Source organism: Thermomonas sp. S9, from assembly GCF_024704365.1.
In the GTDB taxonomy this organism is placed as follows: Bacteria; Pseudomonadota; Gammaproteobacteria; order Xanthomonadales; family Xanthomonadaceae; genus Thermomonas.
Window position 1 is genome coordinate 2,829,416 of record NZ_JAJDFY010000001.1, and the last position, 15,154, is coordinate 2,844,569.

The window sequence follows — 15,154 nt, forward strand, 5'->3', positions numbered from 1 at the left end:
CTTGGCCGAGTCGTCCCAGGGCTGGATGTCCACCGGCAGGCCCGCCACCGCCAGCGCGCGGGTCTGCAGCACGGCGCGGTAGTGCAAGTCTTTTTCGCGGATGTCGTCGGCGGCGATCAGGAAGTCATGCGCATCGCCCATCGCCGCCCGGCGCAGCACGTCTGCCACCATGGCCGGGGTCATGCTGGCCAGCGGCCGCCATTGCCAGACAGAGCGCAGCCCCGTCTGCGACGGGCGGGCGATTTCGCCGGTCAAATCCTGTTTTCTCACGGTCACCATCCGGCCCACTCCTGGGCGCGTCCGCGCCCGTCAAGATCATCGAATCGCGGCGCGAAGCTCCTGCGCGCCACGCTCTCATACCGATACACCGGCACGCCTTCGCCGGCGGCGGCCACGGCCAGCGCCAGCGCCCAGAAGCGGTCGGCATGGCCCCGTCCGTCGCGCTCGGCCATGAGCTTGGGCACCCCGCCCGCGCCCGGCTCCATGCGCACGGCGCGCAGGTCGTCGATCAATGCATCACGTGCATTGCCATGCACATCAGGCATGAGCAGCCGCCTGGCCTGCATCCGGTCTTTGAGCGCCACGGCCATGTCCAGCTTGGAAGCCTGCGTGAAGATCACACCGGAAACGCGGTATTGCCCATGCCGCCGCTGCGCCTCCTGCACCGGCATCTCGCCCATGCCGGTCTGGTCGATGGCCACCCGCGCCACGCGGTATTGCCGCATCACGGCGTCCAGGCGCGCCAGCTGCGCGGCGAAGCTCTCCCCGCGCATGACCTGCATCTCGCGCAGGGCGAGCACCCCGCCGCCCACGTCCTCGAGCACGGCGATCACGGAGAGGTCGCCCCGCGCGGCGATGTCCATGCCCACATACACCGGCCGCCCGTCGTAGGGCGGCAGGGGCGGCGCTTCCAGGGTGGCAAGGATCTCCTCGTAGGTGAGCCACTCGCGCCCGGCGGTATCCAGGAAGGTGCACTCGTATTCCTGCGCCCAGGTGTCCGGGTCGCGGGCGGCCTTTTTCAGCTCGTCGATGTTGCGCGGCAGGCCGTCGGCCACCGCGTCATGGATGGTCACGATGTGGCGGGAAAACAGCCCGTCGTCTGCCGTCATGATCTCGTGGAACATGTCGCCCACGCCGTTGGGTGTGGAAATCACCCGCAGCTTGAGGTCGGGTCGGCTCACCACCGGCACCAGCGCGCGCCACAGCGCGCGGTTGTCCTTGTGGTGGGCGAATTCGTCGAGGATCAGGTTGTCGCTCATGCCGCGCGCCGTCTCGGGCCGGGCGGCAATCGCCCGGATGTAGCTGCCGCCCGGCAGGCGCACGCTGGCGGCCTGTTCCTCGGCGCCCATGTCCTCAGCCTCGATCATCTTGTAGGCCGCACCAATCGCCCGCATGTGCAGCGCCGCGCCGTTGCGGATGGCATCCAGCGCCCGATCGCGCGAGATGGACAGGATCGTCCAGCGGGCAATACGGCCCTCGGCCTCGGCCTCGAGCACGTCCAGCACCGCCTCCAGGGTGGTGGTGAAGGTCTTGCCGGTCTGGCGGCTCCAGCACGCCGCCTTCCAGCGGCTTTTGTCCGCGAGATAGCGGCGCTGGTAGGGGTAGAGGATGGGGGCGGTCATGGCGTGATGATCAGCTCCACGTATTCGCGCCGCGCCGCCTGGTTGATGGCGCGCACACGGCGCACCTCCTCGATGCGGCAGTCGGCATACAGATCGCGGATCAGCGGGTGATCGCCATAAGTTGCGATCCATCCCCCCTTGACGGCGCGCAGCCGCTCGCGCAGGGCGCGGTGGTCGACCTCCGCAAACGCATGGTCGTAGATCGACTGGTCGCCATCGGCATAGGGCGGGTCGCAGAAAAACGTCGTCTCCGGGACGTCGTAGAGGTCGAACACGCGCTGCCACGGCAGATGCTCGATGGTCACACCAGACAGACGGCGGGCCACCGCCCGCATCTGCTCGATGAGCGTGCCGACCGGTTTAATGCCAGTCGCGCGGCCGACAAAGAACCCTTTGCCAGCCCCCCTGAAACCCGGAATGTCGCACCATGATCCAGCGCGCGGCGCGCTGGATGTCCGTCTCGCCCGGATGTTCGTGCAACCACCGCAGCCTCTCTGTGCGGTGCACGAGCATCATCCCCAGCTCATCGGCCAGCGCGTCCGGGTGGTATTTAACGCAGCGCATGACGTTGGCCAGGCCGCCGTCGATGTCGTTCCACACCTCGACCTTGCTCTTGGGCTTTGCCAGCAGCACCGCGCCCATGCCGCCAAAGGGCTCCACGTAACACACGTGCGGCGGCAGACGCTCGATGATCCGCCGCGCCAGCCAGCGCTTGCCGCCTGCGTATTTCAAAAACGGCACGACGCGATCACCCCCCATACAACCACTCCCGGATCGTCTTGAACGTCTCGGCATCGAGCCGCTTGCCCGATTTCTGCGCGACGCGCTCCACCTCGTCGAGCCTCAACCGCACCTCGTCGGCCCATTTCTTCTGGCCGATGGATGCGCGGCTCGCCTCGGCGATCGCCCGCGCCGCGAGCGAGAGCACCTTGACCTGCTCGGCAGGGTCGGATTCCTCCGACGCCTCGGCCACCCGGCTCATGGCGTCGAACAGCGCCGACTGCACCATGCGCAGCACGGCGGCCGAGTGCTCGTCGGCCTCGTCCGGGCTGGACTGGGCGATCAGCCGCGCCGCCTCGGTGCTGGCCTTGATGCGCAGCATCACGGCCTGCACGCGCCGGTCGTAGCGGTGCAGGCTGCTCTTGCCGATCTCGTAGCCCTGTTCCTTGAGCCAGGCGGCCAGCGCCTCGTAGCCGCCGTGGCTACGGTCGGCCAGCAGCCGTTCCAGCTGCGCCTTGAGGCCTTGCGGGAGCCTGTCCACCTTGCTGCGCCGGGCCATCTCACCACCTCGGCGGGCGCGCCAGCCCCGCCGGGGCGTCGGCGCGGTAGTCGTACACGTCTTCGCCGTGGGCGGTCAGCCGCGCCGCCCACACCGGCGATTTGTCGCGCTCGATTTCTGCGAGGCTGTGGCTTGCAAGCCACCCCAGCTCCCTGCGTACAAGGTCGGAAGTGGCGTAGATGGGGATCTCATGCGCGCAGGACAGCAGCACCGTCTCCGTGGTGCCGTAGGGCCGCGCGTGCCACAGCGCGGTGAGCATGATCCAGCGCAGCGCCTCGCGCTCGGCGCGGGCGATGTCGATGGCGGCGTCGATGCGGCGTTCGGTCATTTGTTCCCCCTCGGGCGAGCAGCTCGTACAGGCGGTCGAGCTTGGTGTTGATGGCGGTGAATTCGCGGATGGCGTCTTCGCGGCGCTGGTAGTGCAGCGGCAGTTCGGCCATCAGCCGCTCGAAGCGGTTTTCGAGGTCGTCGATGCGGGTCAGCCGCGCCTCGATGTCGGCAAGCAGCCGCCCGGCGAACCACTTGAGCAGCGCGAAGATGCCGCCCAGCAGCGCGCCGCCGATGGCCAGCATGGCCGGCCAGTTGATCGCGCCGATCAGCACATCACCTTCCATGCGCTCCCCGTTCACTTGCTCGTCCCACTGGCGGATGGCGTCGATGCGGGCGCGGCACTGCTCGTAGAGCGCGGCGGCATCGAGCGCCCAGCCGGCGATGTCGGCATCGGTGCTGGCGCGCTCGCCGGGATCGGCGGCAGTGGCGGGGCCGGTTGCAGCAGGGCCGGCGGCAGGCGCGGGCACGGCGGCGAAGGCGGGCGCACGGTGGAGCACGCGGCGAGCATCGGCAGACAGGCACACGCGGCCAGTCGTAGCAGTGGCAAGGGCATGGCGCAGGTCCTCGGTGGTGGCAGCGGCACGGGTGAGCCGCTGCTGCAGGTCAGTGATGGCGGCGGCATCGGCCGCGCGGGCGCGGGCGATGGCCTCGGCGCGGACGCGCTCGGCGCCTGCCTGGGTGCGGGCCAGCTCCGTGCGCAGGCCGGCGAGCTGCCCGGCATCGCGCCAGCCGCGCACGGTCCAGCCGAGCAGGCCGCCGCCGATCCCGGCGGCGAGAACGGCGATCTCGGCATAGGTGGCCAGCGGCCAGGCGGGGAGCAGGCGCGGCAGGCTCACGGTGCGGCCTCCTCGCCCAGGCACAGGCGCATCTCGGCGGCGCGGCGCGCCTCCAGCCCCGGCAGCCGGCGCCCGCCGGCATAGACCCAGCGCCCGATCTGGCGGCAGGCGCCGGCGTAGTCGGGCGGCGTCTGGTGCAGCAAACGCACGATGTTGCTGCTGCAAATGCGGTTTGCGCCCACGTTGTAGGCCAGGCTCACGTAGGCATCCCACTCGTGCTGGGCGAGCGGTACCGGGCCGATGCACTGCCGCAGCGCCGCCTCGGTGCGCCCGACATGCGCGCCCAGGGTGATCAGGGCGCGCACCGGCGGCAGGCGGTCGCCCAGCTGCACCGGAGTGGCGCCATCCGCATGCACGGTGGAGCCGAATCCAGCGGTGGGGATGCCCACCGGATCGCGATAGGCGGCCTCACGATAGCCCTCGTGTACCGCCACGCCGATCAGCGCGGCGGCGGACAGTGTGAGGAACGCCGGCAGCAGGCGTGGGCGGAGCGACATGCCGCAAGCGTGGTGCGCTGCGGCGCGCGGCAACAGGCCGACCCGGGTCGGGCACGCACGAAAAACCCCGGCGCATGGCCGGGGTGTCATCGTCTCATCCAGGCGCCCTGGGCGTCCTGGTCATGGCGCGTCTGGCGCGCCGCCGCTCAGCAGGCGCTGCACCTGGCGCACGTGCACATGCAGCGCCCGCGCGATCTGCGGCACCGACTGCCCGGCGGCGCGCAGGGCGTGGATGCGGGCGGCCAGCCGCTGGCGCATGAACTGCCGCCCCATCGGGATCACGATTCGGCAGCCGGCGTACAGCTGCACCAGGGTGCGTGCGGCCAGATCGCCAGCGGTCTCGGCCAGCTCGCGGCAGACCGCGCTGCGGTCGGGGTCGTACTGGCGCGGCAGATAGACGGACAGCCCGCCCATCTGCCGCACCAGCCGCTCCACCTGGTCGGCGCTGACCCCGGCGGCGAGCAGGTCCTCGATGACCTGGCTCATGCGGCACCGCCTGCCGGGCGCGGCCTGCGCTTGGCATCGTAGGCGAGCGCGGCGATCAGCGCCCGCAGCTGGCGCGGGGCGTGCCACTCCAGGCGCGCCGGGCTGAGCGCGCCGAACATCTTGCGGCTGATCCCCAGCGGATAGGCCGGATGCGGATAGCCGGCGGCGGCGCAGTCGCGCTCGATCCGCCACAGCAGGCGCGCGCGGTCGTCGGCGTGGCGCGGCGGCTGCGCCGGCTTGCCGGCCAGCCGGCGCAGCTCGGCCAGCACGTCGCGCAGCTGGCGGTCGGACATCGCCGCGCAGCTGGCATGCCCGCCGACCCGCTGCTGCAGGGCGCGGCGGGTGTCCTCGTCCAGGCCCAGCGCCTTGGCCTCGGCGTGGATGGCGGCCAGCAGGCGGCGGCGGTCAGGGCGCACTGGCATCGTCCCCCTCCTGCGCATCCGCGCGCCAGGTGTCCTTCCAGCACGCGCGCGAGCGCGCGCGCCAGGCGGATGCGGCACGATGGACCGCCCGGCGACTGCTCCCAGCACTCATCCGGCAGGCTCAGCACGATGGCTACCTCTGCCAGCAGCTGCTGTACGCGCGCGGCGTCGTCCATATCCGCGAGGCCGCGCTCCATTTTCCCGATCACGTTCATGCCCCCTCCCGTTCCACCCAGTACCACCAGGTATCCCCTGCCGCTGGCAGGCGATGCGCAGGCCGTTGGCGCGCAGCTCGGCGACGATGCTGTTCACCGCGCAGACGTTGGCCTCGCGCACGATGTCCAGCGTGGTGCGCGGGCGGCCGTCGGCCAGCAGCCGCGCCACCCGCTGCAGCCGCTCACTCGCGGCGATCCGCGCCGCATGCATGGCGCACTCCTCGGGCGGCTCCGGCACCGGCATCCAGTGCGTGACCCGCCCGCTGATCTCGTCGTCACCTCCGCTGTAGCACCAGCGGCCCGGCTCGGGTGTGCCGGCGCCAGGCCATCCAGACGCACGTGCCAAGGTCGTCCTCGACCACCACCAGCACGTCGTCCAGCGGTGTCGGCTCGGTGGCGCTCACGGTGTGCCAGATGCCGTTCATGCCGCGGCCTCCTCGCTCAGGTCGGCCAGCAGCCGCTCCAGCATGCGGTCCAGTTCACCCGCCACGTCCTTGACCACCACCACGTCGCAGTCGTCCTCGATGCGGATGCCCAGGCGCTTGAGGTCGCCGGCGGTGAGGTCGTAGACCGCCGGCTTGTGCACGGCCTCGCGCACGCGGATCAGCAGGGCGGCCTGCTCGGCGGGCAGCAGGCGGCGGATGCGCTCGATCACCTTGGCTTCATCGTCCCACCTCGACCTTGCCGCGGCTCTTGGTCCAGCCGACGCGGATGCCGTGCACCAGGCGCGTGCGGGTGCGCCGCCACAGCTCGGCGGGGCTGGCCTCCACCGTCTGGCGCAGGTCGGTCTCCGCCTGCGCGCAGGCGGCCAGCGCATCGCGCAGCGCCGGCAGGTGCGCGCGCTTGATGGTCTCGATGTCCTGCTGGATGGCATTGGCCACGTCGCGCAGACGGTCGCGTGCGGCGCGCAGGGACGCGGCCTGCGCCTCCAGGGCCATGCTCTCGGCCAGCGGGGTCAGGGATTCAGCGGGGCGCTCATGGTCGGGCTCCTGTGGTGTCGGGTAGGGGTAGGCGGGGAACAGCCGGCGGTGCATGTCGTGCAGCAGATCGAGGTAGCGCTCGCCCGCGCCACGGCGACAGTTCGTCGTCGTCCTGGTCGGCGGGCATGGCGGTGCCGCACCAGCGGCGCAGGTGGCGCACGGCCAGCTGGCCGCGCGCGTGCGCCTCCAGCGGCTGCCAGGCGCCGGCGGCGATGGCGCGGCGGTAGTAGTCGGCCAGCCGTTCGGCGGCGGTCGGCGGGGTGAGGTCAGCGAGCCAGGCGTGCATGACGCGCCTCCTGTCGCAGTTCCATGAGGGCGCGCGCCGGGCTGACCTGGCGCAGCAGCGCCAGCGCGACCACCGCGCGGGCATGCGGGCGGCTGAGGCCGTGGCGGTCGGCGAACAGCTCGGCGGCGCGCAGGGTCACGAACAGGCGGGCGGGGTCGACGTGGATGGCCGCGTTCATGCCGCCCCCCGGTGAGGTCGGTCCAGGCGGCCTCGATGTGGGCAGTGCCGAGCACGCTGCCCTGACCGGCGGCCATCATCCGCGCCAGCCGCAGCACCTTGCCCACGCCGCGCAGGGCGCCGGCCTGGGCACCGATCTCCACCAGCCGGCGCACCGCGCCGGCATCCTCCACCCCCGTGCGCCGCGGCCAGCCGCGCCACATCCTCGCGCGCCACCCGCTGCACCCCGCAGGCGGCGGCCGATGCGGGAAAAACAGCCGGTCCGGCCAGACCGCGCGGGTGCCGCCGGTCATCCGCGCGTAGATCAATTCGTTGCCCATCAGCGCCAGCCCGATGCCGGTGGCGTCGTGCAGCGCGCGCAGGGCGTCCAGCGCGGCCACGCCCAGGTGCTGCGCCTCGTCGATCACCAGCAGCCCCTCGCTGCCCTGCAGCCGGGCGATCAGCTCGCGCTGCATGCGCCTTGCCGCCGCCGGGCAGCTCGCGGAAGCCCAGCGCCAGGCACACCTCCTCCAGCGCCGTCGTCACCCCGGCGGTGGCCCGGGGTCATGGTGGCGATCCAGACGTTCGGGTAGCGCCGCGCATACTCGCGCGCGGCGGTGGTCTTGCCCACGCCGGCGCCGCCATAGATCACCGCGATATCGCCGGCCATGTGCGCATAGGCCAGCGCGGCCAGGATGCGCTCTGCGGTGGGCGTGGCCACCCAGGCCGGCGCCGCCGGCATCGCCGGCATGGCCTGCTGCTGCGCCAGCCGCGCCAGCCACTGCGCCAGCCGCGTGACGAGCTTGCGCGGGTCGGCGGCGTAATGGCCGCCCAGCACCTGCGTCAGGCTGGAGGCGCTGATGCCCGCCTCGCGCGCCACCTGTGCCTGGGTCGGCCCGCGGCGCGCGATCTCCTCGCGCACCCGGACCAGCACCTCGGCCGGGTCCGCATCCACCTGCATCGCAATCACGTTGTCGTTCATGTACCCTTTCTCCTGGTTTGAGGGGCCTGCAAGGCCCGGTTGCACCGCCCGCCCCGTGAGCTGCGGGGCGGGTGTTTTTCGTCAGTCGATCGCCTTCAGTGGCCGCGGCCGTGCGGCCAGCGCCGCCAGCACCGCGCGCGGTCGGCGGCGGCCACGTACTCCGCCGTGTCCAGCGCCGCTGCCGCGGCCGCCCTGCGGCCACGCCGCGGCCCGTGCACCAGCTGCACCGGGCCGCCGGCGCCGGCGGCGCGCCAGGCGGGCTATCCGCCGCCGGCAGGCGGGCCACCTCTGCCAGCGCCTCCATCCGCACCGTGGCCGCGTGCAGGTCCGCGCGCGGCGCGCTGGCGCGCTCGGTGGGCGCGGGCATGCTCGCGGGCGGTGTCGATGTCGTCGAAGCGCGCCGTGGTGCGCTCGGCGGCGCCGACGTAGGCGCCTCCGGGGGTGTGGACGTGCACCGGCTGGTCCAGCCGGTCGGGATCGAAGCGCACCACCACGTGCTGCCCGGCCAGGGCGCTGACCGCCTCGCCAAAATAGGCATTGCCGGCCAGCACCACATACCCCTCGCGGCGCACCTTCACGCCCTCGGCGGCCAGCAGCCACAGCCGGCGCTGCTCCGCGCTGGCGCGGCGGATCACGCTGGCGGCGTAGCCCTCATCGAACGTGGCATCGAAGCTGCGCCCGCGCGCGGTGGCGGTGCGACGGTCGGGGCGGGCGTTGTGCTCGGCGATGCCGGCGTCCACCAGCCGCACGAACTCGTCCCACGCCAGCGTCCGGCTGCCATAGTTGGCCAGGGCTTGGCCAGCGGGCTGTTGCCGGTATAGGCGCCGGCGGCGGCCGGGTGCCTGCTGATGCCCTCGCACAGGTCGCGGAAGGCGCGCTCGATCGGCTTGGCCTGCCCGTGGTAGGGCGTGGTCCAGTGCACCTGCACGCCCAGCTGCGGGAACAGCCCGAGCGGGTCTTCCTCGCGGATGCGGAAGCGGTAGCGCGTCCGGCTGCCGCCGGTCAGCAGCTTGGATGCGAACTCGCGGCCGTTGTCCAGTAGGCGTGCTCGGGAATGCCGTAGCGCTCCACCACATCCCCGAAGGTGGTCTGCACCAGATGGCTGGAGAGCGTCTCCGCCACCCGCCAGGCCAGAATCTTGCCGCTGTAGATGTCCTGCCAGGCCACCAGCACCGGGCGCCCCACCGTGCCGCTGGGCAGCTGCACCCGCAGGTCGAACACGTGGCCGTCGGCATTGACCGCCTGCAGCGCGTGCAGATGGTCTTTGGTGCGGGTGATGTGCGGCAGCCGGCGCGCCAGCGCCTCTTTCCCCCTCGCGCGCCAGCACCCGCACCTGCCACGGCAGCGCCTCGATCCGGCGCGCGATGGTGGCGTAGCTGGGCACCACCCAGCCGTGGTTCGGGGCCACCTCGCGCAGGCGGCGGTAGCAGGCCGCCAGCGCCGGCTGCTCCGGGCGCAGATAGTCGCTCTTGATGACCTCCCAGGCCTCCGGGGCTCATCTCCGCCTCGTGGCCGCTGCCCTGATGCCGCGGCGTCAGCAGCGGCAGGTAGTCCGCCGGGTCTGCATGCGCCACCCCGGGGAAGCGGCCGGCGCCGTACCACCAGCGCCGCAGCGTGGCTTCCGGCAGGCCATGGCGCTCGGCCACCACGCGCAGCGCCTGCCGCGCCCGCGTCCCGCCGTCGATCAGACGGCGCACCGTCTGCACCGGCACCAGCCGGCGCCGGGCTTCGGCCTTCACCGTCTCCGGGCGGCCGTCGAACCAGCGCCACAGCGCCGCGCGGTCGGCCTCGCTCAGCGCGCGGCGCGCTCCACGCGCCCGGCGTACCCGTCCGCTGCGTGGCCCAGCCCATCGCCATTGCCTCCGCCTCCCAGCGGGAGTGCAGCGGCGCCAGGGCGTCGCGCCCAGCCGGACGGCGATCTCGCTCCACTGGACGTGGTAGCGCACCGGCGTCGCCGGCCGGCCGTTGCCCGTGCGCAGGATCGTGGCCACCAGCACCGGGCCGGCCAGGATGTGGGAGATGGCTTTCATGGGTGGACTCCTGGGTGAGGTGGAGGATCAGCCACGAGCTTTAACGTCGGCGGGCAGGTCGGCCAGCCGGTACACCCGCCGCCGTCCGCTGACGGGGGTCGGTGTGGGCCAGTTCTCAGCGGCGGCCCTGCGCCGCACTGAACCGCCGTCAGGCCCAGGCGCGCGGCCGATGGCCTCGGCCTCAACCAGCTCGATCATTGAGCACCCCTCCCTTCAGACCGAGCAGGACGGCGATGTTGTGGGCCTGCCCCAGCGCCTTTTTGCGCCCGCTGACCTCGTGGACGAGCCGCTCCTGAGAACCCGTGTTCTTGGGCCCAGCCGCGGACGGTCATGCCGCCGCTCAGGCTCGCGCCCGCCTCATCAGCGCGACACGGCCTGGACTCGGTTGCCATTTCGGGACTACTCTGTAGTGCCCATACGGTGGCACCCTAGATGCAAATATGCATCCTGTCAATAGCCCCTAGTTGCCTTTTTGCGACTTTTGCAGCGTCCGACTTTCGGTTAGGCTGGCTCAATGAGGATTCGCCTATGTTGTCATTGAATATCAATGAGTTAAGAAAAGTCGGACGCGGCGATCAGCGTCCGACTTGTAAAACCGACTTTCGGCCATGAAGTCGGACGCGGAACTTGGTCAGCGGCTCCGCGCATGGCGCCAAACGCTTGGCCTCACGCAGGCACAGATGGCCGAGCGCCTTGGGTTGCACATTGGTGTCCTCAAAAGTATGAGACCGGGCAGAACACGCCCGGAGGAGAGGCCCTCGCCGCCTACGCCCGCACGGGAGTCAACATGAACTGGTGCTCACCGGCGAGGGCGAAATGTTCCCCGCAAAGCGCCCGGGCCGCAGCCAGAAACATCGCAAGAACAGGCGTTTGCGGGCTTTCTGCCGCCCGACCACCCCATGCCAGGCGCTGGGCCGCTGATCCAGCTGGTCGAGGAAGAGGCCGGACGAAGCCCGCCGCGATGCCATCCTCGCCGAGCTGCTGACGCGCGCTCAGGAGGCGCTTCTGCGAGCTGTCCGAGCTGCGCCGGGCGGTGCACGCGCTGCGCGCGCCGCCTCGAAAGCCGCCCAGGGCTGATTTGCAGGCCGTTTGAATGGCCCTAGAACGCGGCGCCTGCTGCGCGCGGTCTAATATAATCAGTTGCACGAATCGGCCCAAACCACGCAAAACCGATCCATCGGCGCTTCACTGATCTGAGACAGCTTGTCCATGTCAACCATTGATCTTCCTGCAATTTCCCGCCTTATCCCGCGTCTTCCCATCTGTCTCAAATCAAAGTGATCGCGCACAGTGATTTTGTTAAGGGAATGCGTAGCAGCACCGAGAAACCGTGACTGCGGTCGCGACGAGACCACCTCAGGCGGCGCTGGCGACCAGCCCGTAGCCCAGCGTCGGGGCCGGCAGCGCCGGATCGGTGGCTTCACCTCTTCCCAGGCCTCGGCATCGGCCAGCGGGCGCGCACCAGCTGGTTGTTCAGCGCCGCATGCGGACTTGTAGCCCTCCTCGCAGAGGCGCCGAGGATGGGGTGCCCGGCCAGATACAGATCGCCTACCGCATCAAGGATCTTGTGGCGCACGAACTCGTCCGCGTAGCGCTGGGCGTCCTCGTTCAGCACCCGGAAGTCGTCCAGCACGATGGCGTTGTCCATCGAGCCGCCCAGGCCAAGGTTGCGCTCGCGCATGCTCGGATGTCGCGCATGAACCCGAAGGTGCGCGCGCGGCTGATCTCGCGGATGTAGTCGCCGGTGGAGAAGTCAGGGTGGCGCGCGGGGGCGCCTCCGGGATGGCCGGATGGTCGAACGACCGTGAACTCCAGAAGAAGCGGAAGCCATCGTACCGGCAGGTGAAAGCGCGCGAGTTTGTCGCCGTCGCGCACCTCCACCGGCTTGCGGATGCGGATGAAGCGCTTGGGCGCGTTCTGTTCGACGATCCCGGCCGATTCCAGCGGGAACACGAACGGGCCAGCCGAGCCGTCCATGATCGGGACTTCCGGCGCGGTCAGCTCCACGTAGGCGTTGTCGATGCCCAGCCCGGCCAGCGCCGACAGCAGGTGCTCGACCGTCTGCGCTTAAGCAGCCTGCGCAGCTGCAGGCCCGTGCACAGGGTGGTCTCGGCCACCAGGGTGGCGCGCGCGAGGGTTTCCACCACCGGCTGCAGATCGACCCGGCGGAACACGATCCCGGCATCCACCGGCGCCGGGCGCAGGGTCAGGAAGACTTTTCGCCGCCATGCAGGCCCACGCCGGTGGCGCGGATGACGTTCTTGAGGGTGCGCTGGCGCAACATCGGCGCAATTTACCACGCAGCAGGCTGAACCTGAACGTAAACACTGCGCATTGCGCGGGGGATGCGGCAGCGGCCACGGCCCGGCGCGTTCCCGGCACTGCGTGGAAAGGCCGGCCAGCGCGAGGCTGGCCGACTGCAAGCCGGCCGGGGTGGCGCCCCGGCGGGTGATCGGACACGGTACCGGCGCCCCGCGGGCGCCGCGGCGGAATCAGTCCGCCTGCCGGCGCAGGGCAAGGGCTCGCGCCGCGGAACATTGCCCCGCGTGCCCAAGCGCCCAGCCCTGGATGGCCGGGCAGGGCCATCCAGGTCGATTGCCTGCGCCATGGACGGCCTTCGGTCGCCTGCCGGCGCAGGAACGCCGGAATATCCAGGTAATCGTCCTTCGGCAGCTCGGCCGTCATCGGCGCGGCGTCCGCGTTGCGGCGCAGGCTGCCGGCGAGACTGGACCCGGCGGCAGCGTGGCATACCCGTCGGCGACCGCATCGATCCGGCAGGCCGGTGGTGCCGTCGCGCTTGGCCTGGGTGTTGATCCAGCTCCACCTGCGGGCGGCGCGGACGCTCCTGAGCAGCCTCGAAGCGGTTGCCGCGCTGAACAATCTCAGCGGTGCCTGGCGCACCGCCGCGCGGCCTGAGGCCGGTGGCGACCACGGTGACCTTCACCTCGTCCGCCATCGCCGGATCCAGCAAGGTGCCGATGATGACGGTGGCATCTTCCGAGGGCGAATTCGCCGACCACGCGGCGGCCGATCTCGTCAGACTCGGCCATGGTCAGATCGGTGCCGGAGGTGATGTTGACCAGCACCCCGTTGGCGCCGTGCAGGTTGACGTCGTCCAACAGCGGGTTGCGGATCCCCGCCTCGGCCGCGGCCTGGGCGCGGTCGTCGCCGCGGGCCACGCCGGTGCCCATCATCGCCAGGCCCATCTCGCTCATCACCGTGCGCACGTCGGCAGAAGTCCACGTTGATCAGGCCCGGGCTGACGATCAGGTCGGCGATGCCCTGCACCGCGCCCCACAGCACCTCGTTGGCGGCGCGGAAGGCCTGGATCATGGTCGCGTTGCGGCCGAGCACGGTGATCAGCTTCTCGTTCGGGATCGTGATCAGCGGAGTCGCAGTGCTGGCTCAGCTCCTCGATGCCCTTCTGCGCCACCTGCATGCGGCGGCGGCCCTCAGAGACGGGAACGGCTTGGTCACCACCGCCACCGTCAGGATGCCCATCTCCTTGGCCAGCTGCGCCACCACCGGCGCCGCGCCGGTGCCGGTACCGCCGCCCATGCCGGCGGTGATGAACACCATGTCCGCCCCTGCAGCGCGTCCCACTTGATCGCCTCGCGATCCTCCAGCGCAGCCTGGCGGCCGACCTCCGGGTTGGCGCCCACGCCCAGGCCCTTGGTGACATTGCAGCCGAGGGTCAGCTGCAGGTTAGCGCCGCAGTTCTTGATCGCCTGCGAGTCGGTGTTGGCGGTGATGAACTCCACGCCCTCCACGCCGCTGTTGACCATGTGCGCCACGGCGTTGCCGCCGCCGCCGCCCACGCCCCACGACCTTGATGACCGCATTGGGTGCCACTTGGTTGATCAGTTCGAAATGTGCCATTCCGTGTCCTTTGTTGTTGTCGATACCTTGCCAATCCCCTGACCCGCCTGCCGTCCCTCGACCGCCTCGCCTACCGCGCGCCGGCGCTCAGAACTCTCCGCGGAACCACTTCAACGCCTTGCCCAGAACCCCGCCCACCTTGCCGGTGGAGCAGCACCCGCGCGCTTCGGGCTCTCCATGCGCGCGCCCATCAACGCAACAGACCAATGCCGGTGGCATGCACCGGAGTTGCCCACCACCTCGCCAAGTCCGCCGACGTGCTGCCGGGATGCCGATCCGCACCGGCATCTGCAACGTTTCCTCGGCCAGCTCGACCACGCCCTCCATCTTCGCGGCGCCGCCGGTAAGGCACCATGCCGGCGCGCACCCGCTGCTCAAAGCCGCTGCGCCGCAGCCGCCTGCACCATCTCGAAGATTTCCTCGTAACGCGCCGCCTGCACCGCCTGCGCCAGCGCGTCCAGCGGCAGCCGCCGCGGCGGGCGATCGCCCGCTCTCTCCACCTGGATGCTGTCACTCCGCGCGCGCCAGCTGCGCCAGCGCGCAGGCGTATTTGACCTTGATGTCCTCGGCGTGCGGCGTCGGCGTGCGCAGCATGTGCCGCGATGTCCTCGGTCACCTTGTCGCCGGCGATCGGCAGGCTGGCGCTGTGGGCGATCGCGCCACCCACGAACACCGCGATGTCGGTGGTGCCCGCGCCCATGTCCACCGGCACCACGCCCAGCTCGCGCTCGTCGTAGGTCAGCACCGCGTGGCGGACGCCAGCACGCCCAGCAGCAGCTCGTCCACCTGCAGCCCGCACTTCTGCACGCACTTGCTGATGTTGGCGGCCGCCGCCGCGGCACCTCGATATCACCAGGTGCGCATGCACCTCCAGGCGCACGCCGGTCATCCCGATCGGATTGCGGATGCCCTCCTGCGAGCCGTCCAGCACGTAGTCGCGCGGGACCGCGTGCAGGATCCGCTGGTCGGCCGGGATCGCCACCGCCTTGGCCGCGTCCAGCACGTGCGCGAGGTCGGCGTGGGTCACCTGCCGTCGCGGATGGGCGCCACGCCCTGCGAGTTGCGGCACTGGATGTGGCTTGCCGGAGATCGAGACATACGCGCTGCTGACCTCGCAGCCGGCCATCAGCTCGGCCTCCTCCACCGCGCGCTGG

At 71.0% G+C, this 15,154-nt stretch carries 19 protein-coding genes and 3 pseudogenes; 1 reads left to right on the forward strand and 21 read right to left on the reverse strand.

The features are described from left to right. Positions 1-272 precede the first annotated feature (272 nt). The 9 genes from LJB71_RS14325 to LJB71_RS14365 form a co-directional block, all read right to left on the reverse strand. The gene (locus LJB71_RS14325; RefSeq protein WP_259304677.1) at positions 273-1,622 is read right to left on the reverse strand and encodes a terminase family protein; all 1,350 of its coding nucleotides are present in this window, start codon (positions 1,620-1,622) and stop codon (positions 273-275) included. Then, positions 1,619-1,957 carry a DNA adenine methylase gene (locus tag LJB71_RS14330; RefSeq protein ID WP_259304454.1) on the reverse strand — a complete coding sequence of 113 codons (339 nt, stop codon included), beginning with the start codon at positions 1,955-1,957 and terminating at the stop codon, positions 1,619-1,621. The genes LJB71_RS14325 and LJB71_RS14330 overlap by 4 nt, the downstream gene beginning before the upstream one ends. A gap of 25 nt (positions 1,958-1,982) precedes the next feature. Next, positions 1,983-2,381 (reverse strand): DNA adenine methylase, encoded by a 399-nt coding sequence (locus LJB71_RS14335; RefSeq protein ID WP_259302618.1) that lies wholly within the window; start codon positions 2,379-2,381, stop codon positions 1,983-1,985. Continuing rightward, positions 2,371-2,901 carry a DUF3486 family protein gene (locus tag LJB71_RS14340; protein ID WP_259304452.1) on the reverse strand — a complete coding sequence of 177 codons (531 nt, stop codon included), beginning with the start codon at positions 2,899-2,901 and terminating at the stop codon, positions 2,371-2,373. Before LJB71_RS14340 ends, LJB71_RS14335 begins: the two co-directional genes overlap by 11 nt. 1 nt (position 2,902) lies before the next feature. Then, the gene (locus LJB71_RS14345; protein WP_259304678.1) at positions 2,903-3,112 is read right to left on the reverse strand and encodes a hypothetical protein; all 210 of its coding nucleotides are present in this window, start codon (positions 3,110-3,112) and stop codon (positions 2,903-2,905) included. Further along, a complete protein-coding gene (locus tag LJB71_RS14350) occupies positions 3,090-4,067 on the reverse strand; it encodes a hypothetical protein (protein ID WP_259304679.1) in 978 nt (325 codons plus the stop codon). Before LJB71_RS14350 ends, LJB71_RS14345 begins: the two co-directional genes overlap by 23 nt. Then, complete coding sequence (locus tag LJB71_RS14355; RefSeq protein WP_259302623.1) at positions 4,064-4,564, reverse strand: lysozyme; 501 nt, start codon at positions 4,562-4,564, stop codon at positions 4,064-4,066. The genes LJB71_RS14350 and LJB71_RS14355 overlap by 4 nt, the downstream gene beginning before the upstream one ends. Before the next feature lie 120 nt (positions 4,565-4,684). Continuing rightward, positions 4,685-5,050, reverse strand: coding sequence for a helix-turn-helix domain-containing protein (locus LJB71_RS14360; protein WP_259302624.1), 366 nt, complete (start codon positions 5,048-5,050; stop codon positions 4,685-4,687). After that, positions 5,047-5,472 (reverse strand): regulatory protein GemA, encoded by a 426-nt coding sequence (locus tag LJB71_RS14365; protein ID WP_259302627.1) that lies wholly within the window; start codon positions 5,470-5,472, stop codon positions 5,047-5,049. The genes LJB71_RS14360 and LJB71_RS14365 overlap by 4 nt, the downstream gene beginning before the upstream one ends. Before the next feature lie 268 nt (positions 5,473-5,740). Between LJB71_RS14365 and LJB71_RS14370 the strand changes: the two genes are divergently transcribed. After that, on the forward strand, positions 5,741-5,977 hold the full coding sequence (locus LJB71_RS14370) for a hypothetical protein (protein WP_259304680.1): 237 nt from the start codon (positions 5,741-5,743) through the stop codon (positions 5,975-5,977). Here LJB71_RS14370 and LJB71_RS14375 read toward each other — a convergent pair. From LJB71_RS14375 to ftsA, 12 genes and pseudogenes are all read right to left on the reverse strand, one after another. Next, on the reverse strand, positions 5,963-6,112 hold the full coding sequence (locus LJB71_RS14375; protein WP_259304681.1) for a hypothetical protein: 150 nt from the start codon (positions 6,110-6,112) through the stop codon (positions 5,963-5,965). The genes LJB71_RS14370 and LJB71_RS14375 overlap by 15 nt on opposite strands. Beyond that, on the reverse strand, positions 6,109-6,342 hold the full coding sequence (locus LJB71_RS14380) for a hypothetical protein (RefSeq protein WP_259304682.1): 234 nt from the start codon (positions 6,340-6,342) through the stop codon (positions 6,109-6,111). The genes LJB71_RS14375 and LJB71_RS14380 overlap by 4 nt, the downstream gene beginning before the upstream one ends. Positions 6,343-6,349: 7 nt before the next feature. Continuing rightward, positions 6,350-6,721: a hypothetical protein gene (locus LJB71_RS14385; protein ID WP_259304683.1), complete on the reverse strand. Its 372-nt coding sequence runs from the start codon at positions 6,719-6,721 to the stop codon at positions 6,350-6,352. Further along, positions 6,663-6,953, reverse strand: coding sequence for a hypothetical protein (locus tag LJB71_RS14390; RefSeq protein WP_259304684.1), 291 nt, complete (start codon positions 6,951-6,953; stop codon positions 6,663-6,665). Before LJB71_RS14390 ends, LJB71_RS14385 begins: the two co-directional genes overlap by 59 nt. Further along, entirely contained in the window at positions 6,934-7,131 is a 198-nt protein-coding gene (locus LJB71_RS14395) for a hypothetical protein (protein ID WP_259302633.1), read from the reverse strand. Before LJB71_RS14395 ends, LJB71_RS14390 begins: the two co-directional genes overlap by 20 nt. 438 nt (positions 7,132-7,569) lie before the next feature. Next, positions 7,570-8,091 (reverse strand): hypothetical protein, encoded by a 522-nt coding sequence (locus LJB71_RS14400; protein WP_259304685.1) that lies wholly within the window; start codon positions 8,089-8,091, stop codon positions 7,570-7,572. A 260-nt stretch (positions 8,092-8,351) separates the two neighbouring features. Then, on the reverse strand, positions 8,352-8,951 hold the full coding sequence (locus LJB71_RS14405) for a Mu transposase C-terminal domain-containing protein (protein WP_259304686.1): 600 nt from the start codon (positions 8,949-8,951) through the stop codon (positions 8,352-8,354). A gap of 142 nt (positions 8,952-9,093) precedes the next feature. Then, the gene (locus tag LJB71_RS14690; protein WP_345779457.1) at positions 9,094-9,312 is read right to left on the reverse strand and encodes a transposase domain-containing protein; all 219 of its coding nucleotides are present in this window, start codon (positions 9,310-9,312) and stop codon (positions 9,094-9,096) included. Positions 9,313-10,148: 836 nt separating this feature from the next. After that, complete coding sequence (locus LJB71_RS14415) at positions 10,149-10,319, reverse strand: hypothetical protein (protein WP_259304688.1); 171 nt, start codon at positions 10,317-10,319, stop codon at positions 10,149-10,151. 1,223 nt (positions 10,320-11,542) lie between these two features. Then, positions 11,543-12,405 (reverse strand): annotated as a pseudogene (gene lpxC, locus LJB71_RS14420) (UDP-3-O-acyl-N-acetylglucosamine deacetylase); the annotation flags it as partial. Positions 12,406-12,936: 531 nt separating this feature from the next. Then, a pseudogene (ftsZ, locus tag LJB71_RS14425) lies at positions 12,937-14,000 on the reverse strand (cell division protein FtsZ); the annotation flags it as partial. Positions 14,001-14,087: 87 nt separating this feature from the next. Continuing rightward, positions 14,088-15,154, reverse strand: a pseudogene (gene ftsA, locus LJB71_RS14430) (cell division protein FtsA); the annotation flags it as partial.